General features: G+C 56.8%; 21 protein-coding genes and 2 pseudogenes. 4 read left to right on the top strand and 19 right to left on the bottom strand.

Annotated features, from left to right (window positions below):
* Positions 1 to 221 precede the first annotated feature (221 nt).
* From FHR27_RS08850 to FHR27_RS08770, 17 genes and pseudogenes are all read right to left on the bottom strand, one after another.
* Positions 222 to 518: a helix-turn-helix domain-containing protein gene (locus FHR27_RS08850; RefSeq protein ID WP_179538387.1), complete on the bottom strand. Its 297-nt coding sequence runs from the start codon at positions 516 to 518 to the stop codon at positions 222 to 224.
* 337 nt (positions 519 to 855) lie between these two features.
* The gene (locus tag FHR27_RS08845) at positions 856 to 1,143 is read right to left on the bottom strand and encodes a HigA family addiction module antitoxin (protein WP_179538386.1); all 288 of its coding nucleotides are present in this window, start codon (positions 1,141 to 1,143) and stop codon (positions 856 to 858) included.
* 16 nt (positions 1,144 to 1,159) lie between these two features.
* A pseudogene (locus FHR27_RS27265) lies at positions 1,160 to 1,246 on the bottom strand (type II toxin-antitoxin system RelE/ParE family toxin); the annotation flags it as partial.
* Between the two features lie 291 nt (positions 1,247 to 1,537).
* A complete protein-coding gene (locus tag FHR27_RS08835) occupies positions 1,538 to 3,037 on the bottom strand; it encodes a Fic family protein (protein ID WP_179538385.1) in 1,500 nt (499 codons plus the stop codon).
* Positions 3,038 to 3,238: 201 nt separating this feature from the next.
* Positions 3,239 to 3,460 (bottom strand): DUF2274 domain-containing protein, encoded by a 222-nt coding sequence (locus FHR27_RS08830; RefSeq protein ID WP_179538384.1) that lies wholly within the window; start codon positions 3,458 to 3,460, stop codon positions 3,239 to 3,241.
* Positions 3,457 to 4,719 carry a TrbI/VirB10 family protein gene (locus FHR27_RS08825; protein ID WP_179538383.1) on the bottom strand — a complete coding sequence of 421 codons (1,263 nt, stop codon included), beginning with the start codon at positions 4,717 to 4,719 and terminating at the stop codon, positions 3,457 to 3,459. The genes FHR27_RS08830 and FHR27_RS08825 overlap by 4 nt, the downstream gene beginning before the upstream one ends.
* 3 nt (positions 4,720 to 4,722) lie before the next feature.
* Entirely contained in the window at positions 4,723 to 5,712 is a 990-nt protein-coding gene (gene trbG / locus FHR27_RS08820; RefSeq protein ID WP_179538382.1) for a P-type conjugative transfer protein TrbG, read from the bottom strand.
* Positions 5,709 to 6,416 carry a conjugal transfer protein TrbF gene (gene trbF, locus FHR27_RS08815; RefSeq protein ID WP_179538381.1) on the bottom strand — a complete coding sequence of 236 codons (708 nt, stop codon included), beginning with the start codon at positions 6,414 to 6,416 and terminating at the stop codon, positions 5,709 to 5,711. Before trbF ends, trbG begins: the two co-directional genes overlap by 4 nt.
* Positions 6,417 to 6,428: 12 nt before the next feature.
* Positions 6,429 to 7,589, bottom strand: coding sequence for a P-type conjugative transfer protein TrbL (trbL, locus tag FHR27_RS08810; protein ID WP_179538380.1), 1,161 nt, complete (start codon positions 7,587 to 7,589; stop codon positions 6,429 to 6,431).
* Positions 7,586 to 7,771: a hypothetical protein gene (locus FHR27_RS08805; RefSeq protein ID WP_179538379.1), complete on the bottom strand. Its 186-nt coding sequence runs from the start codon at positions 7,769 to 7,771 to the stop codon at positions 7,586 to 7,588. Before FHR27_RS08805 ends, trbL begins: the two co-directional genes overlap by 4 nt.
* A gap of 11 nt (positions 7,772 to 7,782) precedes the next feature.
* The gene (gene trbJ / locus FHR27_RS08800) at positions 7,783 to 8,517 is read right to left on the bottom strand and encodes a P-type conjugative transfer protein TrbJ (RefSeq protein WP_179538378.1); all 735 of its coding nucleotides are present in this window, start codon (positions 8,515 to 8,517) and stop codon (positions 7,783 to 7,785) included.
* On the bottom strand, positions 8,514 to 10,943 hold the full coding sequence (gene trbE, locus FHR27_RS08795) for a conjugal transfer protein TrbE (protein ID WP_179538377.1): 2,430 nt from the start codon (positions 10,941 to 10,943) through the stop codon (positions 8,514 to 8,516). Before trbE ends, trbJ begins: the two co-directional genes overlap by 4 nt.
* A gap of 10 nt (positions 10,944 to 10,953) precedes the next feature.
* Entirely contained in the window at positions 10,954 to 11,220 is a 267-nt protein-coding gene (locus tag FHR27_RS08790) for a VirB3 family type IV secretion system protein (RefSeq protein WP_042554149.1), read from the bottom strand.
* A complete protein-coding gene (locus FHR27_RS08785; RefSeq protein ID WP_179538376.1) occupies positions 11,217 to 11,549 on the bottom strand; it encodes a TrbC/VirB2 family protein in 333 nt (110 codons plus the stop codon). Before FHR27_RS08785 ends, FHR27_RS08790 begins: the two co-directional genes overlap by 4 nt.
* A complete protein-coding gene (trbB, locus tag FHR27_RS08780) occupies positions 11,546 to 12,553 on the bottom strand; it encodes a P-type conjugative transfer ATPase TrbB (protein ID WP_179538375.1) in 1,008 nt (335 codons plus the stop codon). The genes FHR27_RS08785 and trbB overlap by 4 nt, the downstream gene beginning before the upstream one ends.
* Positions 12,550 to 12,987 (bottom strand): ribbon-helix-helix domain-containing protein, encoded by a 438-nt coding sequence (locus FHR27_RS08775; protein WP_179538374.1) that lies wholly within the window; start codon positions 12,985 to 12,987, stop codon positions 12,550 to 12,552. The genes trbB and FHR27_RS08775 overlap by 4 nt, the downstream gene beginning before the upstream one ends.
* Positions 12,984 to 14,978: a conjugal transfer protein TraG gene (locus tag FHR27_RS08770; protein ID WP_179538373.1), complete on the bottom strand. Its 1,995-nt coding sequence runs from the start codon at positions 14,976 to 14,978 to the stop codon at positions 12,984 to 12,986. The genes FHR27_RS08775 and FHR27_RS08770 overlap by 4 nt, the downstream gene beginning before the upstream one ends.
* Before the next feature lie 761 nt (positions 14,979 to 15,739).
* Here FHR27_RS08770 and FHR27_RS27260 point away from each other — a divergent pair.
* Positions 15,740 to 15,809: pseudogene (locus FHR27_RS27260) on the top strand (dioxygenase family protein); the annotation flags it as partial.
* 175 nt (positions 15,810 to 15,984) lie between these two features.
* On the opposite strand, the gene FHR27_RS08760 reads toward FHR27_RS27260, so the two are convergent.
* Positions 15,985 to 16,824, bottom strand: a complete 840-nt coding sequence (locus tag FHR27_RS08760) for an IclR family transcriptional regulator (protein ID WP_179538371.1) — start codon at positions 16,822 to 16,824, stop codon at positions 15,985 to 15,987.
* Between the two features lie 679 nt (positions 16,825 to 17,503).
* Here FHR27_RS08760 and FHR27_RS08755 point away from each other — a divergent pair.
* The 3 genes from FHR27_RS08755 (at position 17,504) to FHR27_RS08745 (ending at position 22,814) form a co-directional block, all read left to right on the top strand.
* Positions 17,504 to 18,895 carry an MFS transporter gene (locus tag FHR27_RS08755; RefSeq protein WP_179538370.1) on the top strand — a complete coding sequence of 464 codons (1,392 nt, stop codon included), beginning with the start codon at positions 17,504 to 17,506 and terminating at the stop codon, positions 18,893 to 18,895.
* Positions 18,896 to 19,021: 126 nt separating this feature from the next.
* Positions 19,022 to 19,951 carry a dihydrodipicolinate synthase family protein gene (locus tag FHR27_RS08750; RefSeq protein ID WP_179538369.1) on the top strand — a complete coding sequence of 310 codons (930 nt, stop codon included), beginning with the start codon at positions 19,022 to 19,024 and terminating at the stop codon, positions 19,949 to 19,951.
* Positions 19,952 to 20,789: 838 nt separating this feature from the next.
* A complete protein-coding gene (locus FHR27_RS08745) occupies positions 20,790 to 22,814 on the top strand; it encodes a methyl-accepting chemotaxis protein (protein WP_179538368.1) in 2,025 nt (674 codons plus the stop codon).
* A gap of 696 nt (positions 22,815 to 23,510) precedes the next feature.
* Here FHR27_RS08745 and FHR27_RS08740 read toward each other — a convergent pair.
* Positions 23,511 to 24,383 (bottom strand): SDR family oxidoreductase, encoded by an 873-nt coding sequence (locus FHR27_RS08740; protein ID WP_179538367.1) that lies wholly within the window; start codon positions 24,381 to 24,383, stop codon positions 23,511 to 23,513.
* Between the last annotated feature and the right edge of the window lie 130 nt (positions 24,384 to 24,513).

Below are 24,513 nucleotides of genomic sequence, written 5' to 3'. Positions count from 1 at the left end.
ACCACAGGTTTGTAAAACGGGTATGGCCCGCGACGCTGTATGAACCTCACTCTTATCGAGTAAAACTTGCTGCCACCTTTCCATCGGATTAAGACACACCAAACGTTCGCATTGGCACAGCAACTGCGTCGCTTGGGATCGACGTAACCTGGTTCAACTCGTATGGACTTTGCGCCCGGCCGGTGTGCCTGCGAGCAATACCTCTACGACGTTGATGGATTTCATTGGCGCCCCCGGATACGCCCTGTTTGTTTGATTTCTTCAAGCGAGACAGGCCGCTCATGCTTGAACAGGTCAGCGATTTGGCGTGTGGCACCAAGTGCTGTAGCGATGAGCACCAGAGCATCAAGGGTGATCTGCCCATTGGACTCAAATCGCTTGATGGTCGATTCGGACACACCCGCCATCTTCGCCAAGGATTTGCGGGAGAGGTTTTGTGCGAGTCGCGCTTCTCGGGCGTTGGCACCAATCTTCTGGGCCAGTTCGCCTGGAGCGAGCAGAGAATGGGTTAGAGCCAATGGACAACCTTATTTAATGGTTCATATATGATAAATTATATGTCATTTAGGTATTTATTGGTTCAAATATGATCCATTGTCTTCTTGGCCTGGATGGATCTAAGGCGGAGACAGATTTGAGGACTACTGATTTTTAATTCATTCAGAGCAACTTAGTACGAGTGTCCTTTTGACGAAGATCCGTACTCACATTCGTTACCAGCTTTTCCGGACGCAGGGGCTTTACAAGCGGCCTGTGAGCAGAACAATCGATGTTAGTAAGTGCATCGTCTAAGGCGATGTCCAGCGTGCGATGCGAGCGAAGCCAGGCTTTACGAACTGGGCGTCGTCAAAACGTCTAAGCAATCGCTGCGAAGCGCTCGATCGGAGGCTGCTCTCGATGCAGGGCTTGCCAGAGGTCATAGTCGGTCTGTACGCCAAGCCAAGTGCGAGCATTGCCGATGCCCGCCAGCTCCAAGCGAACTGCGAGATCCGGACTGATAGGCGCGCGGCCATGCAGGATCCGCGACAGCGTTTCACGTGCAAAGCCAAGCCGTCTCGCAAGCTCCGCAATGCTGATATCAAGTTCGGGGAGCACGTCCTCTAGCAACGTCTCACCGGGGTGCGGTGGGTTGAACATGGCCATGATTAAGCCCTCCTGTTCAGTGGTAATCGAGGTAGTCGACGAGTTCTATGTCGCTGCCCTCAAAACGAAAGATCACTCGCCAGCTACCGTTGACGGTGAGTGACTAGAACTCTTCCATTACCCTTTGAGGGGGTGGGCAACTGCCTACCCGGCATATCCATATCATGGCGTAAGTGTGATGTATTAGGTCACGGTTTTCAACCGGAGTGGACTTCATGCTGTCGCTTCGTCAATTGGGAAGGGGATGCAGACTCATCGGTTGCCGGTGCAGCATGTGTGTTCGCTCTCCCGAGCATTCCCCTCATGAGGGTTTTGAGCATGATTTGACGTTATTAATCTGGTGCGGACGCTAAAGCGTTGCTTTGCTCCGCTCACCTACGCGATGGAGATGCGGCTATTGATGTTCTTTTTGAGCCACGTGTTGTTCGCTAAGAACCCGCTGGGTTGTTTGTTCTATGTAGTCGAAGACTTGAGTGGGTACTGTGTGCTGGTATTGTTTACGGCGGTGCTTCGAAACAAAACCATCATTGGTGAGGCACATCATGACTAGGTTCGACAAGTCGCTGCCGCGGATGTCAAATTGTTCATCCACCGCCCTATAGACGGCGTCGTAGCACTCCAGAAAAGCGGCTTCCTCTCGGAGTTCGATCTCCAACGCGTGTTGAGCCATTTCCATGGTGAAAATGACGCAGGCAGTAGCGTCCCAGTAGCGGTAGATCGCGGCATCTCCTCGAAAGTCGAAGACCAACTTGCCAAAGTCGATCCACTGCACACCCCAGAAATCCCGAGCTGGGCGTGAGAATCCCTGTAGGGCCTCCAGGTACAGACGCTCCTCACGTTTCATTGCCACTGAGACTGGCAGTAGCAGGCCGTTCTCCAGGGCGCCCGCGCGGCAGAGTGCCTGGTGGATCAAGAATCTCGATAGGCGGCCGTTTCCATCCATAAAGGGGTGGAGGAATACAAATCCAAAGGAGATGATTCCAGCGGCTACCAGCGGATCGATCTGGGTAGGAGCCTCATTCGCAAACTGCATGAGGTGTTCCATCAGCTCGCGGCACAGATCCGGTGGTGGAGGAACGTAAGTCACCCCAGCTGCCCCCTGAAGGGCTCCTGCAAGGTGATTTTGTTCGTGCCTGAACGCCGCCGCTAGATCATAAGGGTTCGATACCGTGGCATTTTGCAATGCCACCAGATACTCCTCGGTTAGAGGCTGGCGCTCGTGCGCCTGGCGTAGCAATTGAATGAACCGCCGCGACTTGTCCTCGCTCGGCGCCTCGCGTTCGATAGCGAACGAATCCTTAGTTTCATGCAAATAGGCCCAGTTGATAGCCCGATCCATCATGAATGGAGAAAGGGACTCCATGAAGGCTTTTGCTCGACCAAGAATGTCGTGTTCCTGAAGTTCGATCAGTCTGGCGGTTCTTTCCACGGTGGCGCAGTAATCCACGTTGCCAAGACCATTGAATTCGACCCTCCATCGCGAGTTTCTCGTTCCAGGACGGGTCACGTAGCGCTTGGGATCAAATAGCGGCACGAAAGCCCCCCGAACGGGCGCACGCTGAGGAACCTCTTCGCCAGTGAACGCCTCTCTCAGGTAGCACGCCTTGCGAATGTAGATACCGTTGGGTGCCTCTTGCAGGGCTTTCGCCAAATCTGTCACTGGGAGCTTGGGGAGAGCCTGGGCCAGTATGGCTAGGTTGACTCCCTCATGCTTCAGGGCAAATAAGATATGGCCGAGCAAGTCATCGGCCAATGGCGCGGTGGCAGGTGGGACTGCCAGAGTTTGGCCGATCTTCTTCAAACGAGTGACAGGCTGCACGATCGCCGGCAGGCGCAAGGGGAATGCAGACAGACTCATGGTTTCGCGTAGCCAGGCGTAGCCAACTGGGTGCATGTCAAAAATCCTCTAGCTTGATTCTGTATTGCAGATTTTCTTGATTGAGGAAATAAAATCTTAACTTTCTTCGAGTCTACTGATTTTTTCTTAATTCAATCAGGCTAATTTCGCGTGATGTCTTTAGCGAAGAACCTACGCTCACACTTGTAGGGATATCAGCTAAATAAGGTGGGCAGCCAGGGTGCGATTACTCGGTAGTCAGCTTGTTGTACCAAGTCTTCTGAATACCCGATCCCTCGCCATGAACGCTTCCAGCATGTGCGGGATCAGCGTCAGCGCGTCAACCTCCTCGCCGTAGGTGTTCGAGTGCAATGCCGCGTAGCGTTCCAGGTCGCACTTCAGGTTCGCAGGGCAGGTGAATGTCAGTTTCAGGCTCTCGGTCTTCGGTAGTGGGCCGAGGCGCAGCTTGGCGTTACTCATTGCGGGTTCCTCTGCTGAATGAACAAGGGTTGATAGGGGCGCAGTGCCAGATCTCGGTTGACTATCACGCGCAGCGGCAGACCTTGCCGCTGGGTGAGGGTGGGCTGTATGTCGAGATTGCGCCGAGTGACTTCCTGACCGACCTGGTTCACCGTGTCCTGAAGGCTATCGCGCCCTGCAATGATGATCCGGTCACCGTCGTTTCGATTTCCAGGGGCGGCGAGTTCGGCGCCCACGCCCAGCAAGCTGGTCATCGCAGCGCCCGAGACGAGCCTGTCCCAGTGCCAGTCGACGCCGTCTTCGAGGCCTGCATACCCGGCGGCATCGGTGCCGACCAAGTCGTCGAGCTCGAACGAGGAGGTGTCGGGAAGGATTACGCGTTGCCACACGACCTGTACGCGACTCTGTCCATAGCTGACTTGGCTGTTGTAACGGCCGAGTAAGCGCGAGCCCTGAGGTATCAATACGTGCTGCCCTGTTGCGCTGTCGTAGACCGGCTCAGTGACGGTTGCAATCACATCACCTGGCAGGTCTGACTTGATACCGGTGACCAGTGCCGCGGCGATGATCGTGCCGGCCATCACCTGGTAAGGCGAGGCGGGTTTTTGCAGCAAACCGGACTTACTGATTTCTGTATCTACGGATTTACTGAAAGTCCGTTCGTCCTTGCCAGGCACCGATTGCCCTGTAGCTGAGCCGGTACTTCTTGAGGCCAAGCCATTGGGCGCAGTGTGCTGAGGGTCAGCCGATGCACCACCCAATCCACCCGATCTGTTGGTCTGAAAGAATACCGACGACAATGCTGCCTCCTCGGCCTCCTTCAGTCTCGCTAGACGCTCCGCCTCAGCGTTGTCGGTCGCAGCTTGGTCGTACTCATAGCCGTGCGTGCGTTGTTCGGCTTTCAAGATGGGGGCACCAAGGTCGCCTGGCAGTGGTGGGCCCAATTGAGGCACGTCTGTCGGAGTCACGGGCGTCGGCGGTAACTGCGAGTAATCCGCAGGCAATTGTTCGAGCGATTCTGAGCGAGCCACCCGGTCAACGTTGTACAGCTCGTTCTGCTCCTGGTTCTTGCGCTGCTGTTGGGGCTGCAGCGACCAAAGCATCGCGCCCAGTACTGTGGCTGATAGGCCGCCGATGATCGCGGCAAGCACGCGCGGATTCAGGCGAGTGATCGGCCTTGGCTGTGCTCGCAGCTCCAGAGATTCTGGTGATTCCTTCGGTGGCAACGAGGGGGAGGGCTGCTTGATCTCGTCGGTCATGGCTCAGTTTCCCCGTGCCACCCCATCGTTGCGCTCGATGCGCACGATGTCGCCTTTGTCTGCGCCCAGCCTGAGCTCGGCGGCGCCAAAAAGCCGATCCACGATGTAATACGGAGAGCGGAAGCGGTAGTTCACCAACTGCCCATCGCCCTCGGCGCCGATCACGAAAAGTGGTGGAAGATCGGTGTTGGAAATGCCCGCCGGGAACTGGATATACACCTTGCTGCCGTCATCAAATGCGCGCAGTGGTTTCCAGGCTGGGTCATCACCGCTGATTGCATAACGAAAGCGCAGGCGCTCCAGTACAAGGCCTGTATCCAGAGGCTCAGCTACCTTGGCTTCACCGGCGCGACGTTGCAGAGCCAGCATCTGATCCTTTGGGTAATCCCAGGATACTGATGCCATCCAGGCCTGCTCGGTTGAGGTCAGCTCGATCAGGTAGGTGCGCCGCGTTGTGGTGATCACCAGGTTGGTCTTGAGACCAATGCGAGTCGGCTTGATCAATACGTTGACGCGTAGGCTATCGCCTTGGCCTGTAGCCGTATCACCTAGGATCCAGCGTACGGTGTCCCCAGCTGCAACGGTCACCAGTTCCTCTCCAACCTGCAGGTTAATCGCGGTCACCCGACCCGGGCTGGTATACACCTGGTACAGCGCCCCATCCGAGTAAGGCCAGACCTGGATGGCGTTGATGTAGCCTTCCTGCGTAGGTGCCACCCGTGCGTCCCGGTTGGCACGCGAGACTCGGGCTTTTTCGTCGACAGGCTCGTTTGCCGGCTTGCGTTTGCCGGCTTCCGGCAGCGGCTTGAGCTGCGCCGGTAGCGCAAGAGGTTTGGGGACTTCCACGACTTCAACAGGCTTAGGCGGATCCGGTATCCGTTTAGCTTCAACGGGCTCGTCCAGCACAATTCTGGGTGGCTTCTGAGGGCTCGCACAGCCTGATAACAGCGTCATCAGTACGACTAGAAGGCAGAGGCTCGAAGACATTTTCATGGTTTCTTCACTCCTTCCGAGGTGTCCAGTTCTCGGCTCCAAGACAGCCCGTTTACATAAATGCCCAGCGGGTTACGCCGCAGTTTTTCCTCCGTGCGGGGATGCTGCAGCACCAGCGAAATCATTGCCGTCCAGCGTTCTGACCCGGCCGGGGCCCCATTCACGTAGCGGCGTTCGACCCAGCGCACCTGGAACGTTTCATCGCTGGCACGCACGACGCTGGTCACTTCGACGGCTACCGATTCCTTGCCGACCCGCGTGAATGGATCGTTGCTTCGGGCATAGTCATTGAGGGTTGCAGCGCCTCGGTCGGTGGTGAAGTGATAGGCCTCCAGCCAGTTTTGCCGCACGACCACCGGGTCGATGGAAAGAGAGCGGACCAGTCCGATAAACCGCGCCAGATGATGGGCAATCTGGGCGTCCTGGGGCTGGTAGGGACTGGTGGCTTCACCAACAGCGCGTACCTGCCCGAGCGTGTCGACTTCCACGACGTAGGGTGTCACCCGCGACTGCAGGGAAAGCCAGACGAGTCCTGACGCCATCACCAACGACAAGCTCAGGCAGCCGAATGCCATGAGGCGCCAATTCCGGGCCTGCGCCAGGCTGCTACCCATACGCAGATCCCAGGCTTGTCCGGCTCTCTGGTAAGGGGTTACGGGTATTGGGGTGTCGCTGTAGCGAACCCCTGGACGTTTGAATCGCATCCGTGTCCTCCTTCACGAATTCGATGGGTCGCGTACAACCGGACCCGATGATGAGCCACCGCCGTCGCCGCCACGCAGGGTGTGGGCAACGGTGGTAGCTGCCTGTGAAAGCTGCTGCCGGCGTTGCAGGCGCCTGGCCCAGTCAGGCTGAGTGGTAGTAGCTGTCGATAAATTGGAACCAGCACTCAACTGCGCCGCCGATGAGCTAGCAGAAGCCCCCGTGAGGGAATTCGAAGCCCCCATCGCCTGGCGGCCTGCTCCCGAAGTCATTCGAGCGCCTGCCATAACAGCGCCGCCCACACTGGACGCCACAGCTGCTGCGCCTGCTGCCATCCCTGCTGCTCCGAGTGCGGTACCGGCGACCGAACCAGCGCTCAGTTGTGGTGCACCGGAGACCAATCCCGTGGCAATCCCTGGTCCGAAAATACCCAGGCCGAACAACGCAAGCGAAGCGAGCATGACCACCAACGCGTTATCGATGGAGGGTTCATCGGGGACAGCCTGAAATTCGGCAAATAACCCGGTACCGATCCCGACGATCACCGCCAGCACAAGAACCTTGATGCCGGAGGCGACTACGTTGCCGAGCACCTTCTCAGCAAGAAATGCCGTCTTGTTCCACAGAGCGAATGGCACCAGAACAAAGCCGGCGAGGGTGGTCAGCTTGAACTCGATCAGCGTGACGAACAGCTGAATGGCCAGAAAGAAGAAGCTGATGATGACCACCAGCCACGCCAGGAACAGCACCAGGATGCTGTGGATATTGCTGAACACTTCCGGGAAGCCGCTCAGTCGGCTGATCTCCTCCAGCAGCGGTGCTCCGGCTTCAACGCCAGTCGCTGCCAGCCGCCCCGGTTGCAGGAACTCGTCTTGGCTCAGCGCAGACCCTGAGGCAAGAAGGCCCAGTCCCGCAAAGGAGTTGAAGACGATTTTCGCCAGGGCATTGAAGTTGCCGATGATGAAGGCGAAGGCGCCCACGTAGAGCGTCTTGCGGATCAATTTGGCGCTTACGTCTTCACCGCCCATGGCCCAGAACAGTCCCGCCAGCGTCATGTCGATCGCCACGAGGGTCAGCGTAAGAAATGCGACCTCATCACCGAGCAGGCCGAAGCCCGAGTCGATGTACTGAGCGAACACGTCGAGAAATCGGTCAATCACGCTGACGTCATTCATGGCACGACCTCATCGAAGCTCGGTGGAATGTCCGGCAGCTCGCTTGCATCCAGGAACTCGCCGTCCGGGGCGCAGCCGCAGTAGAAACGATCCACGGGATCCTCAGGCTTTGCAGTCGGCGAGTGGTCGTACCTACACGCTGTCAAAGCGACCAGATACAGCAGCAGCGTAGGGGCCTTCATAACGCAGCTCGCTACCGGTAGAACTGGACGGGGTGAGGGGTATAGGGCGTCCCGCTCCCCATGAACCGGCGGCTTAGCTCGCGTGCTTTCTCTTGCGCGGCGGCCTGACGTGCAAGCTCGGTGGCAACAGCCCGGTTCTGGGTGATCTGCAGCTGCTGGGACTGAATGGACTGCTTGGCCTGCAGGGCCAGCAACTGGTTGGTCGCCTGAGAAGCTTGCAGCGCTCCTTCGGCGGATTGGCTCTGATTCACGAGATTGGCGAGAGTGGCTTCATCCTGCCCAAGATTTTGCCGCACCTGCGCCTGCACGCGCATCGCGGTCTGAAGACTGTCGAGCCCCTTCTTCCAGCGCTCTCTCGTTTCAAGGGCAAGCTCTTCACTGCTGGTGTCGGCTGAGTACTGGTTTGGGTAGAGGCGCGAGAACTCCTGATCCAGGCGTTTAATTTCATACGCCAGCCCCTGTGCCTGGCTGATCAGGCGCTCGGTGTTGGCCAAGCTCGCAGCCAACTGATCCATCGCGTTGTAATCGAGGCGTGACAGATTGCGGGCCTGGTTCTTGAGCATCTGGGACTGATTCTGCAACTCGCTGATCTGGTTGTTGATCATCTCCAGCGTGCGCACTGCAGTGAGTGTGTTTTGAATCAGGTTGGCAGGATCGACCACTGTCATGGCCTGGCTCGACACTGAGCCGAGCAGGGCAGTCACCAGCAGAGCGGCGCGTTGAAAACGGCGGGTTAGGCATCTCATGACGTGTACTCCGTGCTTACTTGGGAATGATGAGCGAACAAGTCGCCGGCCCAATCCAGGCCGCAATGCCGAAGCCATGCTTCAGCGAAGTCCGGGGACTGGGCGTCCTGCTGGATCCGATCCATTTCACGTTGCTGTGCCGGGCTGGCAGAGGCAGCGAAGGCCAGCGCTAAGGGGCCCAGATCCAGATCGAACAAGCGATTGCCCAGGCGGGACTGGTAGTAGTACTCACGTTTGGGAGTTGCCTCGGCAACGATGTCGATCTGCCGCTCGTTAAGTCCGAAGCCCTGGTAGATGGTGCGGATCTGAGGCTCTCGAGCCTGGGGATTCGGTAAGAAGATGCGGCTGGCACAGCTCTCGATGATTGCTGTCGCGATAGTGGAGTCCTTGATATCCGCGAGCGACTGTGTCGCGAAGATCACCGAGACGTTCTTCTTGCGCAGGGTCTTGAGCCACTCACGAATGCGCGCGGCGAACAGTGGCTCATCAAGAAACAACCAGGCTTCGTCGAGGATCAGAAGCGTTGGCGAGCCGTCGAATCGATGCTCGAACCGCTTGAATAGATAGCTCAGCACAGCGGCCACCGCCGCCTCGCTGTGCATCAGTTCCTCCATCTCAAAGCACTGCACATCGGCGCAGCCGAGACGATCACTATCCGCGTCCAGTAGCTGGCCGTGGGCTCCGCCAAGGACGTACGGCTGCAGGGCTTGGCGCAGATTGTTGTCTTGCAGCAATACAGACAGACCAGTCAGCGTGCGTTGGGCCTCAGGCGCGCCGGCCAAGCTGTCCAGCGCTGTCCAGAGCGCTGACTTCTGCTCTGGATTGATGGCGACGCCTTCTTTGAGAAATCGCGCTGCCAGCCATTCGGCGGCCCAGGCCCGGTGTCCGGCCTGATCTATATGCGCCAGAGGCTGGAAGGCCAGGCCTGCATCGTTGCTCAGCGCGTAGTGCTCACCCCCCATGCCCAGTACGGCCGCTCGCAGGGAGCGGCCCATGTCGAACATCAAGAGTTGCGAGCCTGCGTATCGACGGAACTGCAGGGCGAGCGTGGCCAACAGCACCGACTTGCCCATGCCGGTGGGGCCCACGACCAACGTATGGCCCACATCACCGACATGATTTACCAACCTGAAGGGCGTCGCACCAGCGGTGCGGGTGATCATCAGTGGCGGCCCATCCAGATGCTCATTACGTACCGGTCCGGCCCAGACTGCCGAGACCGGCATCAGGTGTGCCAGATTCAACGTTGAAATCAGCGGTTGCCGGACATTGGCGTAGGCGTTGCCGGGTATCGATGACAGCCAGGCCTCAACCGAATTGAGGCTCTCGGCAATGGTCACGAAGCCGCGACCCTGAATCACGCGCTCGACCAGCCGTAGCTTTTGATCCGCGAGCTGAGCGTCCTCGTCCATGACCGTTACGGTGGTGGTGACGTAGCCGAACGCGACATGGTCTTCCCCAAGTTCCTGCAAGGCTGCGTCAGCATCGCCTGCCTTGTTGGCCGCGTCGTTATCGACCAGAGGACTCTCCTGCTGAAAGATGGCTTCACGCAGCAGCGCCAAGACCCCTTTGCGTTTGGCGAACCACTGGCGGCGCAGACGAACCAGCTCCCGTTCGGCCTCATCCTTTTCCAAACAGATGAAGCGGGTCGCCCATCGATAGGCGAAACCCAGGCGGTTCAACTCGTCGAGCACCCCAGGCCAGGTCGTCGATGGAAAACCGCGTACAGACAGTACGCGCAGATGCTGATCGCCCAACCGCGGCTGGAGGCCTGTGGTCAGGGGGCTGTCGGCCAGTAAGGCATCAAGGTGGAACGGGACGTCGGGAACCGCCAGTTGTTGGCGATGTGTCGAAATGGTCGTATGCAGATAAGTCAATGTCTGGCTGTCACTGAGCCAGGCGAGTTCCGGCATCACGCCGTCCAGCAAATCGAAGAAGCGATCGCTCTCGGCGATGAAACCTGCCAGCTGTTCGCGCCAGTCAACACGCTGCTGAGTCTGCCGTTCGAACAACAAGCCAGCCGCGCGCGAGTGCGTTTCTTCCGGCGCCAAATACAGCAGCGTCAGGTGATAGGCGCTTTCGAAGTGGCTGCCTTGTGCTTCGAATGCTGCCCGGCGCTCGTGGTCAACCAGCCAGGACAGGGCATCGGGGAACGCGCTCTGTGGGTAATCGCTCGCCGCGAGTCGCTCAGCGTCGATGAACAGCGCCCAGCCTGATCCAAGCCGGCGCAATGCATTGTTCAGTCGAGCTGAAAGGGCCAGCAGCTCACCCTGTGTAGCGCTGTCCATATCGGGGCCACGAAAACGTAGGGTGCGTTGAAACGCGCCGTCCTTGTTCAATACGACGCCAGGGGCTATGAGTCCTGCCCAAGGTAACCAGTCCGCAAGTTGGGCGGGGCGGCGCTGGAATTCGGAGAGATTCATCATCGTCTTGCACTCACACGTCCAGCAACGCGCGCTGCTTGATGTGCCTTGCGAAGACCGGCAGAAACTGGGGATCCAGCCGCGCGCCCCAGACCGCAAGCGAATGGCTGACGACCCATAGCACCAAGCCAGGAATCCATAGCTGAAGGCCCAGGCCTACCACCGCTGCTAGTGTGCCGTTGAGGATCGCGACATTGCGTGGTGCGCCGCCGAGCAGGATTGGCTCGGACAGCGAGCGGTGCAGCGGCACTTCGAAGCCGGTCATGCGTTCACCGTTCATACCGTCGCTCCCCCTGCAAAGCTGAAGAAGCTGAGAAAGAACGACGAAGCCGCGAAGGCGATCGAGAGGCCGAAAACGATCTGGATCAGTTTGCGAAACCCGCCGCTGGTATCGCCGAACGCAAGGGCTAGCCCCGTGGCGATGATGATGATCACCGCGATGATTCGCGCGACAGGCCCCTGTACCGAATCGAGGATTGACTGCAGCGGCCCTTCCCACGGCATGCCTGACCCGGCAGCAAGGGCTATTGCTGGCAGGCTGAGGTGGATCATGGCTCCCAGCAAGGCGTGAAAGATGCGCTGGCGAGCATGCGCGAAGAGACGTGTCATGACCGTTCTCCCTGGCTATCACGGGTACGAAGTAGGGTGTCGATGGACGCGAGCTGGTAACCGTGGCTGTCGTGTCCCATGACACGGGCAATCTGCTGGACGTGCCGGCTTCGCCCGCGGCCGGACAGGAAAACCACCAGGTTGACCGTCTCGGCGATCAACGCGCGGGGCGCTGTGAGCGCAACCTCGAGAATCAGTTGCTCGAGACGAAGCAGGGCACCTTGAGCAGAGCCGGCATGGATGGTCGCGATACCACCCGGGTGGCCAGTTCCCCAGGCCTTTATCAGATCCAGCGCTTCACCTCCGCGCACCTCACCCACCACGACCCGGTCAGGTCGCAAGCGCAGCGTGCTACGCACCAGATCCGCCATGGAAACGAGTCCGGGTTTCGTTCGCAGAGCAACGTGGTCATGGACTGGGCACTGCAGTTCGATGGTGTCTTCAAGCACCAGGACGCGATCATTGGTGCTGACAACTTCCTCGAGCAGGGCGTTGGCGAGCGTCGTCTTGCCGGTACCCGTACCACCTGCGACCAGAATGTTTTGCCGGTCGCGCACCGCTGCCTGCAGGTACTGCGCTTGATCGCAACTGAGTATTCCATCAGCTACGTACTGCCCCAGGGAGATGACGCCGCAGGAGCGTTTGCGCAAGGCGAAGGTTGGGGCACTTGCCACGGGGGGGAGAACGCCTTCGAATCGCTCACCCGTCTCTGGCAGTTCAGCGCTGAGCAATGGCTTTGTACGGTGTGCTTCGGCGCCAACGTGCGCAGCCACCAAGCGAATGATCCGTTCACCATCCTCAGGGGGCAGGGTGCCCAGACGGACGCGCCCTTCGGTAAGTCGATCTGACCAGAGCACCCCGTCGGGATTGAGCATCACTTCAACCACGTCGGGGTCGTCGAGTGCGGCAGCGATCAGCGGGCCCATCGCGGTACGCAGCATGCGGGTGCGGCGATCCAATGAGGCTTCAGCGGCAGCCGCTACGGAGAAGGCGGCGCTGCTCATTGATGATCACCGCCATGGTGATGAGTGCTCTGAGGCTCAGCCGCTTGCAGGTCTGTGACCAGACTGCGGCCTCGCTGAAGGTGACGGCCCAGTTGCTCTACGAACTGAGCGAAGCGCAGCTTGCCCTGTGCACGTGCTGCCTCCAGGTGTGCCTCGGGCACCGGTGTGCTGACCGTCAGGTAGTAGCGGATGTAGAGCGCCATGGTTTCAACGAGAATGTTCTGATCGCGTTCCAGGCGTTCGAATTGTCGTGACAGACGATCCAGTCGTTTGGCTATGGCCGTGTCACGCTGCTCGCCAGCCTGGGGCGCAAGCCAGGAGGCGAGGGCAGTGGCCACGATCGAGGACTTGGATACGCCCTTTTTGATCGCGAGTTCATTGAGGCGTTTTGCATGCTCGGGCTGAATGAATAGGTTCAAACGGGCGCGACTCATAAGGCAACTCCATCGTCAGGATCAAGGGCCGCCAGCCTTGCCGAACGTTGAAAGTCAGGATCTGGCTGGCATGGGAATGCACAAGGCATGTCGTCTTCATCGAGAAGGAAAAGATCACTGGAGACGTCAGCCGAAGCCTGCAGCTGGCGTGATTCGATCAGGTCGTGCTGGTAATCCAGGTGGCTGCCTCCGACTGGCGCCAAGCGGGTCGAGTCGCCGATCGGCTGGGCCTCTTGCGCCTCGGGCAGCTGCAAATTGCTCCAGTCATCAGCACGAGGTGTGGGTGCATCGGCATATCGTCCAGGCTCCAATTGAGGTGCCGGCAGCACGCGCGTTTGAAAGTTGTCATCGGTGAAGTAGCGCAACTTCTTGGCCCGTATCGGCGCATGGCCTGCGAGCATCACGACGGACTCTTCGGCTGGAAGCTGCATCACTTCCCCAGGCGTCAACAAGGGTCTGGCTGTCTCCTGACGGGACACCATCAAATGGCCCAGCCAGGGGGCTAGACGGTGGCCGGCGTAGTTGCGTTGAAGGCGCAGCTCTGTTGCGGTACCCAAGGTTTCGGAAATGCGCTTTGCGGTGCGCTCATCGTTGGTCGCAAACGTCACCCGAACATGGCAGTTGTCCAGAATCGAGTGGTTTTGGCCGTAGGCCTTGTCGATCTGGTTGAGCGACTGGGCAATCAGGAATGCACGCAGCCCATATCCGGCCATGAAGGCGAGCGCAGATTCGAAGAAGTCCAAGCGACCCAGAGCCGGAAACTCGTCGAGCATGAGCAGCAGCTTGTGCCGACGTGCGAGGCTGTCATTAGCTTCGAGCGACTCGGTCAGTCGCCGTCCGATCTGATTGAGGAGCAGGCGTATGAGCGGCTTGGTACGGCTAATATCGGATGGGGGGACGACCAGATACAGCGACACCGGGTGCTCGGCGGAAATGAGATCTGTGATCCGCCAATCGCAGCGTGACGTGACCTGTGCAACGGTCGGGTCTCGGTACAGACCGAGAAAGGACATCGCCGTGGACAGTACGCCTGAGCGCTCGTTTTCACTCTTGTTCAGAACCTCCCGTGCTGCAGACGCAACGATCGGATGTGGTGCATTTTTCAGGTGCGGGGTGACCATCATCTTGTGCAGGGTCACTTCGAACGGACAGGCAGGATCGGAAAGAAAGTTGGCCACGCCGCAGAGTGTCTTGTCCTGCTCTGCGTAGAGCACGTGCAAGATGGCGCCGACCAGCAGCGCGTGGCTGGTTTTCTCCCAATGGTTTCGGCGTTCTAGTGCACCTTCAGGGTCGACCAGTACGTCGGCAATGTTCTGCACATCGCGCACCTCGTGGGTACCGCGACGAACTTCGAGGAGAGGGTTGTAGGCGGCTGATGCCGGATCTGTTGGGTTGAATAGCAGGCAGTGCGAAAAGCGTGAACGCCACCCTGCAGTCAGACTCCAGTTCTCGCCTTTGATATCGTGGATGACCGCGGACGCCGGCCAGGAAAGCAGGGTAGGAACTACCAGTCCCACGCCTTTACCTGAGCGGGTTGGGGCGAAAGCCAAGACGTGCTCAGGACCTTCATGACGCAAGTAGGTTTGCTCGAATAGCCCGAGGAATACCCCGGCCGACTGTCTTAGCCCAGCCTCTCGCACCTCATCCGCGTCGGCCCAGCGGGCAGTGCCGTAGGTGGTGACACGACCGGCCTGACGCGCACGCCAGATGGCCATGACGATGGCAACGGCCAGAGCCAGCAAGCTGCTACTGGCCGCTATGGCACCGCCGGCATTGAAGACTTCCGGCGCGTAGGCATCAAAGAAGAACCACCACTCCAGCAATCGCCACGGATGGTAGATGGGGGTTTCACCCAGTTCGAACCATGCCGATCCCAGGCGTGGCTGGTGACCCAGTTGGGAGGCCGTCCACTGGGTTGCGATCCACACCCCCGAAAGGGTGATGCCCAAAACTATCAGTACCTGGCCGTAAAGTACCGTCGTGCCTCGCATTGCCGAACCTCATCTCCTTTGCGATATCCACGGCACCTAAGGGTGCCGTGGGCGTGAGATTCGGCTCTGCGAGGGGCCGGGTCAAAGACCGTTTCGGGGACGATTCAGAGCGTAAAGGAAAGATTTGAAACTGAACGCTAGAGGTCGCTCAGGTGCTCTGGGGTATCTGTAATCAATTAGGTTAATTGTCATGCACCCATCTCGAGACCTGTGAATGGCTAGCGATGCCGGCTTCAATTGAGCCCCTACGCGAGGACTACCTTTGGCCCGATAAGCAGGTGGAAGTACGCAGTTATTGGCAGATTGCTGCCAGTTGCGAAAGGTTACTACCGGCCAAAAGGAGTCAGTGGGATGTTTACGAAGCTAGGGGCTATTCACCACTGACCCCAACGCCTCATGTTAGTGGGGCTGGCTACGGCTGCGGTGTTTTTATCCTTTATTTGTCACCCTTCGCCTGTCACTACGTCGTCGATTTGGACGGCCGCCGACCAACTCGAAAGCCTATAAATCGCGGTGGCATCGATTCATTAATTCTGATGAAAGCTGACTCTGACTGGAGAACCTGATGGGATCTGCTGAAGCTCACACCAAAATCACGGTGGAGAACAGCCTGACGATGGGATAAATCATGCGGAGCCGATTTAGCCATTTTGATGTGCAGGACACTTGGATTGAAGCTGATTGTGATCGACTGCTATTTGGACAAAATTTTGACGAGGCTCTGGCTGCCTGCTGGCGCATTGAAGGCCCCAAAAGCGTCTCGTCATGTCCAGCGCCCCGCACACGTGCACTTCTTCATCTCTGCGCCTGGCTACCGGCATCTGACCTCTCACCTAGATCGGCAATTCGATCAAACCTTAATGAATAACTCGAAATGCATGAGCGACGAAGTTTGATCGTTACCTTCCAGCTGCAGTCGCATCACAGGGCCTACGCGAGTAGGTCTTTTCCGCCCAGCCTTTAAGATCGAGAGCACTCTGGCGGGATGTATTCTAGTTTGCGGTGATCAAAGGCTTGAGTTCACGCTTCCGCTAGCTTGGAGCGCTCGACCGATATTCTTCGCTGCTACCATTGTCAATGCCAGCGCTCGGCGTTCTAGTTCCTCGATGGAGCATCGCACTGCTGGCGCTGCGATACTGATGGCGCCGACAGGATAGCCGTCGATATCCAACACCGGAACGGCCAGGATTCTAAGCCCCTCGGCGAACAGCGAATCTGTAATCAAGTACCCGTCCTTTCGAATTTGCTCCAATACCTTGAAAAGCGGCTTAGCGAGCGTTTTACCGATGAGTGGCGTAGCGGAGGAAAGCGCCTCAATGCGTGCGACTTCTTGCTCGGAGAGGAATGCTAGGATCGATTGGCCAATCGCTGTCTGACAGGCTGGAACGGTGGTGCCGATACGAATATCCACACCCAACCTAGTAATACCGGCTCTTACACGCTCCAGATACAGCACGTCTGCGCCCTGCAGAACAGCGAAACTGGCGGCTTCACTAGTTTCGCTGACGAGCCCCCTCAAAACAGGACGGACCAGACTACGCAGGTCTGTGTGTGCGATTGCATGAAAGCCCAGATTAAGGATCTTAAGCGTTAAGGAAAATCGCTTGCTTTCAGGTATTCGAGAGACATATCCGAGGTCTACCAGCGTATTCAGCATACGGTAGGTGGTGCCTGGATCCAGATCCGCCTTGTCAGCGATCTGGCTCAACGTAAGCTCATCACTTTCCGCAGTGAAGGCCTCTAGAACGCGGAATCCCTTAGCCAGTGACTGAACAGTGCTGCGTTGATTTTTATCTTCGCCAGCGGCGTCCGTGGGTTGGTTTTTTACTGGGGTACGTGGAGCCATGCTCGATTTCTACCTAATTTGGTTATGATTTTCGGAATGCGAAAAATATCGAAGGAGAATATCACTCGACAGCGGTCTGTCCCACCGCGGGTTCAGGTCGCTTGAAGGTGTAAAAAGAAAAAATAGCGAATGAACCAAAAAAAGATTGGGCTCTGAAGATGTCTGGTGCTAGTGTATTTGAAAATAAGAAAAAAATTTCGCATTCCGAAAAAGAGGAGCGAATTAATATGAAATACATTCCCAAGCAATATGCCTACTCCGCCGGTGCCACATTCCGGGGTAAAGGCACTCATTTTAAAGCCTATCCCTATGTGATCCGCTCACGGGGGTCACGTGTTGCGTCAGGTTCCTATCCTCGGCCAGCTCTCCCTTGCGCTCAACTCAACAGTACGACCTCCTTCCATAGAGCGTGTTACTTCGATCATGCCGGTATCGTGTACTCGGGCCTTTTAAAGCCACGCATGAATGGCGCTTTCAATTCATCGTTTAAAAACTTTCCGGCCATTTCACCGCCGTGGTGGGCGCGTCTATAACGTCGACGTTTCCGAAAGGCTGATGAACTAGTAATAAAAATTGAGCTGGCACCGGTCAGCTCAAACCGGCTAAGCCATTGCACTGTATTTCTCAATGCGGGCTTCGTTCGCCTCGAATAATGCAAACAATAATAAAAGGAAGTGCCATGTTGATGCAGCAAGTTGAAACTGAGCCCTTGCCAGAGAAAGTAAATAGTCAGGCGAATATAAGTGCTCGCCTAGAACGACTCCCTATTACAAGGCAAGTGTTTTGGGCCAGGAATATTATTGGCGCCGCCACGTTCTTCGATGGCTACACGGTTATTGCCATTGCCTACGCGATGCCGGTACTGGCCAAGGAGTGGAGCCTTAGCGGTACCCAGATCGGTATGATCCTCTCTGCCGGTTATTTGGGGCAGCTGTTCGGTGCCTTGCTCTTTGGATGGCTGGCCGAAAGAATCGGGCGTATGAAGGTGCTGACGTTCACCATCTTGCTGTTTGTGTCGATGGACGTGGCCTGTCTGTTTGCCTCCAGTGCCGCGATGATGATCGCATTCAGGTTCATACAGGGCATCGGCACGGGAGGGGAAGTTCCGGTGGCGAGCGCCTATATAAACGAGCTGATTGGATCCAAGAAGCGAGGGAAGTTCTTTCTTCTGTACGAAGTCATGTTTTTGCTGGGTCTGGTAGGAGCCGGGATTATTGGCTACTTCCTCGTACCGATCTACGGCTGGAAAGCGATGTTCGCGGTAGGCCTGGTCCCCGCCATGCTGCTGATTCCACTTCGCTTCTTCCTGTTCGAGTCGCCGCGCTGGCTGGCGTCTAAGGGACGTCTGGACGAGGCTGACCGGATTGTCACCCGTCTGGAAAACAGCGCCGTTAAAGCCGGCAAGACACTGCAACCTGCAGTCGAAGTGCCGCAGATGCATGGGATCAATAACAAGGGTGGCTGGAAAGAACTTTTCAAAGGCATCTATTTCAAGCGCTCCCTCGTGATCTGGGCCATGTGGTTTGGCTCCTATATGGTCGCTAACGGACTTATTACCTGGCTGCCTACACTCTACCGTCAACATTTCCATCTGCCCCTTGAAACCAGCCTGGCCTATGGCTTTATGACCTCAGCCGCCGGTGTCGTCGCCGCTGTGATATGTGCGCTTCTGATTGATAAAGTCGGCCGACGTCGTTGGTATATAGGCGCCTTGTTTCTCGCAGCCATACCACTGGCAATATTGGCAACGACAGGTGCAACCGCGCCTATCAAGATATTGGTGCTGGCAGGATTGGGATATGCGTTGGTCCAGACAGTGACTTTTTCGCTCTATCTGTATTCGGCGGAACTCTATCCTACTCGTCTAAGAGCCCTGGGTACGGGCGTAGGCAGTGCCTGGCTAAGGTTGGGTTCGGCATTGGGGCCGATCATTGTAGGGTTTACTGTTTCCGGCGTGGGTGTTCAATATGTGTTCGGCATATTTGCGGTGGTTTTATTGATGACAGCCGTGATCACTGCCTCTTTCGCCATTGAAACCAAAGGCCGGATTCTGGAAGAACTTTCGCCATAGGTTTTCACGGTAGATACGTTTAAAACAACGGTACCTGACTCAGTAGTAAATCCAGAACACATCAGTGTGTGTTTTGCGCCCGCGCATGCGTTAGTTGCGAAATTTAACTAAACCAGAGGTAATAAAATGAGCACTAAAAACACTATCGACCTTAAAGGCCTCGTTCCTGCTCCGGTCACGCCGTTCACTCGTGATGGTGAGGTTGATTACGTAGCTATTCAGAAACTGGGTGCCTGGCTTGGCAGCTTTGAAGGCGTCAAGGGGCTGGTCGTTCTGGGCCACGCAGGTGAAGGCACCTTCTTGACTCAGGCAGAACAAGGCCGCGTCATTCAGGCTTTCAAGGAATCGGTAGGCGGCCGTTTGCCAATCATCGCCGGCATCACGGGCGAAGGTACCCAGGTTGCCGCTGAAGAGGCCAAACGCGCCGTCGCCAATGGTGCGGCGGCTGGCCTGGTTTATCCGTCCCATGGCTGGCTGCGTTTCGGTTACCAGAAAGGTGCTGCTCAGCACCGTTATAAAGCGATCTATGAAGAAAGCGGTATGCCACTAATCCTGTTCCAGTACCCAGACGTGACCAAGGCCACTTATGACCTGGAAACTCAACTGGAAATTGCTCAGCAGCCTGGCGTGTTTGCCATGAAGAACGGTGTTCGTAACATGCGTCGTTGGGACACCGAGATCCCGGTCATCCGCCGTGAAGTTCCCGAGCTGCAAATCCTGACCTGCCATGACGAATACCTGCTGCACACCATGTTTGACGTGGACGGCGCACTGGTTGGCTACGGTAGTCTGACTCCAGAGCCCCTGATCGAGCTGATCGCTGCCGGTAAACGTCGCGACTACCCGGCTGCGCGTGCCATTCACGACAAGCTGCTGCCGGTCACTCGTAACGTCTACCATCGTGGTTCACACATGGAAGGCACCGTAGCCCTAAAACATGGTCTGGTTGCTCGTGGCATCCTCGATCATGCCACCGTGCGTTCCCCGCTGCTGCCACTGGCCGATGGCGCCGACAAGGAAATCGCTGACGCGCTGCGCAGCGCTGGCCTGATCTGATCCTGATCCAAGTTGATGCCGTGCGCTAAAGGTGCCGGCTTTCTTAAACCCCGAGGGCCTGTTCATCAGGTCCTTGGCAACACTCGATTCGGATATTTCTCCACCCACGATTGACGATCCCTTTTCTAGGGAGAGCGGCATTACGCCCACTCATTCGCTGTGAATAGGATGGAGCAAGGGCTTTCGAGATTGCTAGTTTTTATCTAAGGCGTCAGGGGGAGACTTAACGGGCCTAGCCCATTTCGCGAAGCTGGATAAAGGAGTGTGTTCGTTCACGTGACCTCGAACAAGGGCATATGTCAGGTCGTACGACGGTGCCATCGTACATGCGCCATGGTCACTCGAAGACGTGAAGTCCATGGGAGCGACCCTTTCACTTCCGCAAGCAGAGCTCGTTTGTCCGAGGGCTAGTGAGCCGTCTTAGAAATCTATTGCACTGATGAGTTTCTTTATGTGTTTTGGATGATGTCTTTGTGACATGTTGCAAGCCTGCCTTCTGAGCACAGCAACATGCCTCTATCCGAATTGTGCCACCGAGAGATGGGATCAGTCCTAGCTTTTGCTGTACCAGATTTGGGTAACTGCCGCCTGCGGTCGAGCCAGATCAAGCCGCACTGGGAAAGAAGAGAATACGTCCGTCGGCCAAGTGAAATATTAAGTTGCAACTTTATTGGACTGCAATCAATCTTACGCACGATACCGATAGTGGCCTACTGGCATTACTGGTGAGCTACCGTTCAAAAAGGCGCGCCGACCGGGCGCAAGGAAAGCTCCCTTGAGAAGCTGAATGTTCTCGCCACCAAAATCCTAAGCCGACCCTATGAGGTCTGTGAGACCTATGAACATCCTTGCTCCTGCCATCCATATAACCAGCCGGTTGCGCTTTCCGGCAAAATTCGTACTGCTCGCGGTGATCGTACTGATTCCATTGACGCTGCTTGGTCTACGAGTTCTCACGCAAATCAATAACAGCATCGAGGGCATCCGCGCAGAGCAGGTCGGCCAGAGCTATCTGATGGATGTCACGCCCGTGCTTCGCTTGTCGATGTTGGAGCGCGCGCTCACCAATCGGCTGCTCAGTGGCGATCAAACAGCGCAAGCCGACCTTTCAGCCAACCGGATAAAGCTGCAGGAGGCCTTCTCGAAACTGCAAACTACGGATCGGCAGCTCAACGTGACCCTCGAAACGGGCGACCGTGTGGAGCGTCTACGTGTAGATGCGCAGCAACTGATTGATCGTGCCAAGGGGGATGCCGATCAGACCGAGCTTTTCGATGCCTGGAACGACCAGGTTGGTAAAACCGTAAATTTCGTCTATTTCGTGAGCGCCACATCAGGGATGGTGCTGGATGAAGACTATGCGTCGTTGTTCATGATCGACCAAAGTACCTTGAGGTTGCCACGGCAGATTAACGTGGTAGGGCAGCTCCGCGGGTTGGCCAGTGGCCTGCGGGAGGGCCAGCCCATGGCTGACGGCACCCGCTCCTCGTTGAGGGCATCGCTCAAGCAGGAAGCGCAGGTTCGCCAAGAGCTTGAGCAAAGCCTGAATCTCCTGCGCCGAAGGGAATCCGCCCTGGCCGACAGGATTCAATTACCGATCTCCAGCGCTTTGCAGGCACTGGACGCTTTCCGTAGTGACCTCGAAGTGATGCTTCGCTCTTCTGGTGACAGGGTGATGGGTGTTCAAGGGTTAGTGGCCAAGGGAAACGCAGTGGTCGCAGATTTGTATAAAGCCCAGGATGTCCTGCAGGACGAGTTGATGACCGCCCTGGATCTAAGAGCCCACAGCAGGATGTCCGAAAGGCTGTTCATTCTGGGTATGTTCACGCTCATGGGCTTGCTGCTCGCTTACGTCTTTTGTGGCATCTACGGCTCCATGCGCAAAGCCATCGAGGAAGTGCTGACGGCTACGCGTCTGATTGCTCAGGGTGATCTCACCGCGCATGTGCAGGTGCAGGGTAAAGACGAAATGGCGGACGTGGGCACCGGTTTCAATAACATGGTTCAAGCCTTTCGCGCGTCGTTGGCTCAGGTCGAGCAGAGCTCGCATGCGGTATCTGAGGCGTCACTGCGTATGGGCGCATCCATCGAGCGTGCCAAGCAGTCGATGAATGCTCAGCAGGGTGAAACCGAGCAGGTTGCCACTGCCATCAACGAGATGACCGCGAGCGTCGCGGATGTGGCCCAGAACACCGAAGGTGCTGCACGTGCTGCCGGGCAAGCCAGCCAGGCTTCAATCAATGGCCTTGCCGTGATGCAGGGCACCCGTAAGACCATTGAGGCCCTGGCCAACGAGGTCGAGCTCAGCTCGCAGAAGGTCTCTGCCCTTGCGGTACACAGCCAGGAAATCGGTGGGGTCATCGAAGTCATCCGCAATATCGCTGATCAAACCAACCTGTTGGCTTTAAACGCGGCGATCGAGGCGGCGCGGGCTGGCGAGCAGGGGCGTGGTTTTGCGGTGGTTGCCGACGAGGTTCGAACGCTGGCGTCGCGCACTCAGGGTTCGACCGAGGAAATCCGCCGCATTATTCAGGAGCTACAGTTGGCCATGTCGGCGGCGGTGGAACAGATGAAAACGGGCAAAGACAGGGCGCAGGAGTGCGTACAGTCAGCCGATCAAGCATCAAGGAGCCTGGGTGCTATCAATGATGAAGTCGAACTGATTGTCGGCATGAACACCCAGATTGCCAGCGCTGCCGTTCAGCAACACGCGGTGTCGGAAGACATCAACCGCAATGTCACCGAGATTCGTAACGGTAGCATCGTGTTGTTAGAGGGAATCGAAGAGAACGCCCTGACTGCGGAAGAGCTGTCCCGGTTGGCGGGGGAACTGCGTACGGTCGTCTCACGGTTCAAAATCTAGGGTGAAATTTCGTTCTGTGTGATGAAGCTTTGGAACTGCTGACTCGCGCAGTGCAGTGGTCGATAGAGCGACTTTGCACGCATCGGACAGAGCGCTATGTTTGCCTCCAGCGTAGCTCTTGAGTCGTCTCTAGATTCGTAAGTTGCGTTTGCTACCGATACAAGTTACATGTCGTCTGCCTGTGGTAGTCGGCTCGTGGCCGATTGCGACCTGTGGCCACTGGCAGGTGGTTGGTTGGTGTCGCAGAGGGGCATTCCGTCGAACCCCGTCCGCTTGCTCCGAGAATCTGTAGGCACGCAGCTCCCCTTCGATATACCTGAAAGCCCGCGTTAATGGCGGGCTTTTTTACATCGCGCCATAGGCCCGTCGATGGAAAACTATCGGCCGGTGGCTGCAAGTCGCTGAAGGCCGTTTTGGTCGGTAGCTATCCGTTGTCACCGGCTGCAATCGGCCATAGCGGTCTCTTATGGTCACACCACACTTTGACCTCGGCGACCTGATTCGACTCACTGCGTAAAATATCTAAAGATCGGTTGATTACGACCCTCTTGCAGGACACATCTCTGTTAGCGGTGACTGGCCGAGCTTATTGATCATGAGCTCGGCCAACTTAATGCTGCGATCTTTATCTCTTGACTGTGGTGCCTGCCTGAAGCGTGATCCCAATCGTCAAATCCATTGAAGGAACCATGGCGTTCAATAGACAGCGTCTGCATTAGCCAACGCTGATTTTACCAAGGTGGCCAGCGGCGTAGTGCCTCGGCCAATGAGCGCACTCAAATCATTGCCTTCATTGTAAACTTCGCCATCTGCCGCAGCTGTATCGGCCTGCGCCAAAGTGGTCGCAAGATTCTCCGACAGTCCGTAGCTGACCATCAAGGCTCGATATTCGGCTTCGGGCATATCGATGTAACTCACCGGAACACCTGCCTGTTTAGATATCTCTGCAGCTACGTCCGATAGGGTAAAGCTCGTATCGCCCGCCAATTCGTAGATGGGCTTAAGAGAGTCCATGCTGCTGAGTATGGTTGCCGCTGCCTGCGCGTAGTCGTTACGACTGGCACCAGAAATGCGACCTTTTTTCGCACAGCCGAAGAACTTGCCCCCTTGCAAGGCGTAGCCCGCATTCATTGTGTAGTTCTCGGTGTACCAGCCGTGTCGCAGGAAGACGTATGGCAATCCCGCCTCCTTGATCATGCGTTCTGTCTCGCGATCTTCACTGGCGTAGGGAACAGCTGATGAGTCAGCTCTTAGCATGCTGGTGTAAGCAATTAGCTTGACCGTGCTGCAGTCCTTCAGGGCGTCGACTACGGTCTTGTGATGCGCAATCCTCTTACCAACCTCTGGCCCTGAGATAAGCAGCACCTTGGAGACACCTTCGAGCACGGCCGGCCATTGCTCGGGCCGCTCGTAATCTCCAAGGCGAATGATGACGCCGCGATCTTGAAGATCTTTCACCTTCTCGGGGTGCCGTACTGCGGCAACGATTTTATGGGCGGGATATTTCTCCAACAGGTGTTCAATCACCAACCTGCCCAGTTGTCCAGCTGCGCCAGTTACCAGAATCATTGGAATCTCCTATCAATATTCAATGTAAACATACGATCAGATAGTATGCCGAAAAATAACCTGAGTTGATTCAGGCTCAAGGGCAACAGCAGTTGAATAATTTAACGAATCATTGATGCTAACCTTTAGT

The organism is Pseudomonas flavescens, assembly GCF_013408425.1.
Classification (GTDB): domain Bacteria; phylum Pseudomonadota; class Gammaproteobacteria; order Pseudomonadales; family Pseudomonadaceae; genus Aquipseudomonas; species Aquipseudomonas fulva_A.
This window is presented reverse-complemented; position numbering and strand designations above follow the sequence as displayed.

What these genes read in the sequence shown, in the direction of transcription:
- FHR27_RS08785 (WP_179538376.1), bottom strand. Translation starts at nt 11,549, where the DNA reads ATGACACGTCTCTTCGCGCATGCTCGCCAGCGCATCTTTCACGCCTTG.
- FHR27_RS08835 (WP_179538385.1), bottom strand. Translation starts at nt 3,037, where the DNA reads ATGCACCCAGTTGGCTACGCCTGGCTACGCGAAACCATGAGTCTGTCT.
- FHR27_RS08775 (WP_179538374.1), bottom strand. Translation starts at nt 12,987, where the DNA reads ATGAGTCGCGCCCGTTTGAACCTATTCATTCAGCCCGAGCATGCAAAA.
- FHR27_RS08845 (WP_179538386.1), bottom strand. Translation starts at nt 1,143, where the DNA reads ATGGCCATGTTCAACCCACCGCACCCCGGTGAGACGTTGCTAGAGGAC.
- trbJ (WP_179538378.1), bottom strand. Translation starts at nt 8,517, where the DNA reads ATGAGATGCCTAACCCGCCGTTTTCAACGCGCCGCTCTGCTGGTGACT.
- FHR27_RS08830 (WP_179538384.1), bottom strand. Translation starts at nt 3,460, where the DNA reads ATGAGTAACGCCAAGCTGCGCCTCGGCCCACTACCGAAGACCGAGAGC.
- FHR27_RS08770 (WP_179538373.1), bottom strand. Translation starts at nt 14,978, where the DNA reads ATGCGAGGCACGACGGTACTTTACGGCCAGGTACTGATAGTTTTGGGC.
- FHR27_RS08755 (WP_179538370.1), top strand. Translation starts at nt 17,504, where the DNA reads ATGTTGATGCAGCAAGTTGAAACTGAGCCCTTGCCAGAGAAAGTAAAT.
- trbL (WP_179538380.1), bottom strand. Translation starts at nt 7,589, where the DNA reads ATGAATGACGTCAGCGTGATTGACCGATTTCTCGACGTGTTCGCTCAG.
- FHR27_RS08790 (WP_042554149.1), bottom strand. Translation starts at nt 11,220, where the DNA reads ATGAACGGTGAACGCATGACCGGCTTCGAAGTGCCGCTGCACCGCTCG.
- FHR27_RS08745 (WP_179538368.1), top strand. Translation starts at nt 20,790, where the DNA reads ATGAACATCCTTGCTCCTGCCATCCATATAACCAGCCGGTTGCGCTTT.
- FHR27_RS08760 (WP_179538371.1), bottom strand. Translation starts at nt 16,824, where the DNA reads ATGGCTCCACGTACCCCAGTAAAAAACCAACCCACGGACGCCGCTGGC.
- FHR27_RS08825 (WP_179538383.1), bottom strand. Translation starts at nt 4,719, where the DNA reads ATGACCGACGAGATCAAGCAGCCCTCCCCCTCGTTGCCACCGAAGGAA.
- trbF (WP_179538381.1), bottom strand. Translation starts at nt 6,416, where the DNA reads ATGCGATTCAAACGTCCAGGGGTTCGCTACAGCGACACCCCAATACCC.
- FHR27_RS08750 (WP_179538369.1), top strand. Translation starts at nt 19,022, where the DNA reads ATGAGCACTAAAAACACTATCGACCTTAAAGGCCTCGTTCCTGCTCCG.
- FHR27_RS08740 (WP_179538367.1), bottom strand. Translation starts at nt 24,383, where the DNA reads ATGATTCTGGTAACTGGCGCAGCTGGACAACTGGGCAGGTTGGTGATT.
- trbG (WP_179538382.1), bottom strand. Translation starts at nt 5,712, where the DNA reads ATGAAAATGTCTTCGAGCCTCTGCCTTCTAGTCGTACTGATGACGCTG.
- FHR27_RS08805 (WP_179538379.1), bottom strand. Translation starts at nt 7,771, where the DNA reads ATGAAGGCCCCTACGCTGCTGCTGTATCTGGTCGCTTTGACAGCGTGT.
- trbB (WP_179538375.1), bottom strand. Translation starts at nt 12,553, where the DNA reads ATGAGCAGCGCCGCCTTCTCCGTAGCGGCTGCCGCTGAAGCCTCATTG.
- trbE (WP_179538377.1), bottom strand. Translation starts at nt 10,943, where the DNA reads ATGATGAATCTCTCCGAATTCCAGCGCCGCCCCGCCCAACTTGCGGAC.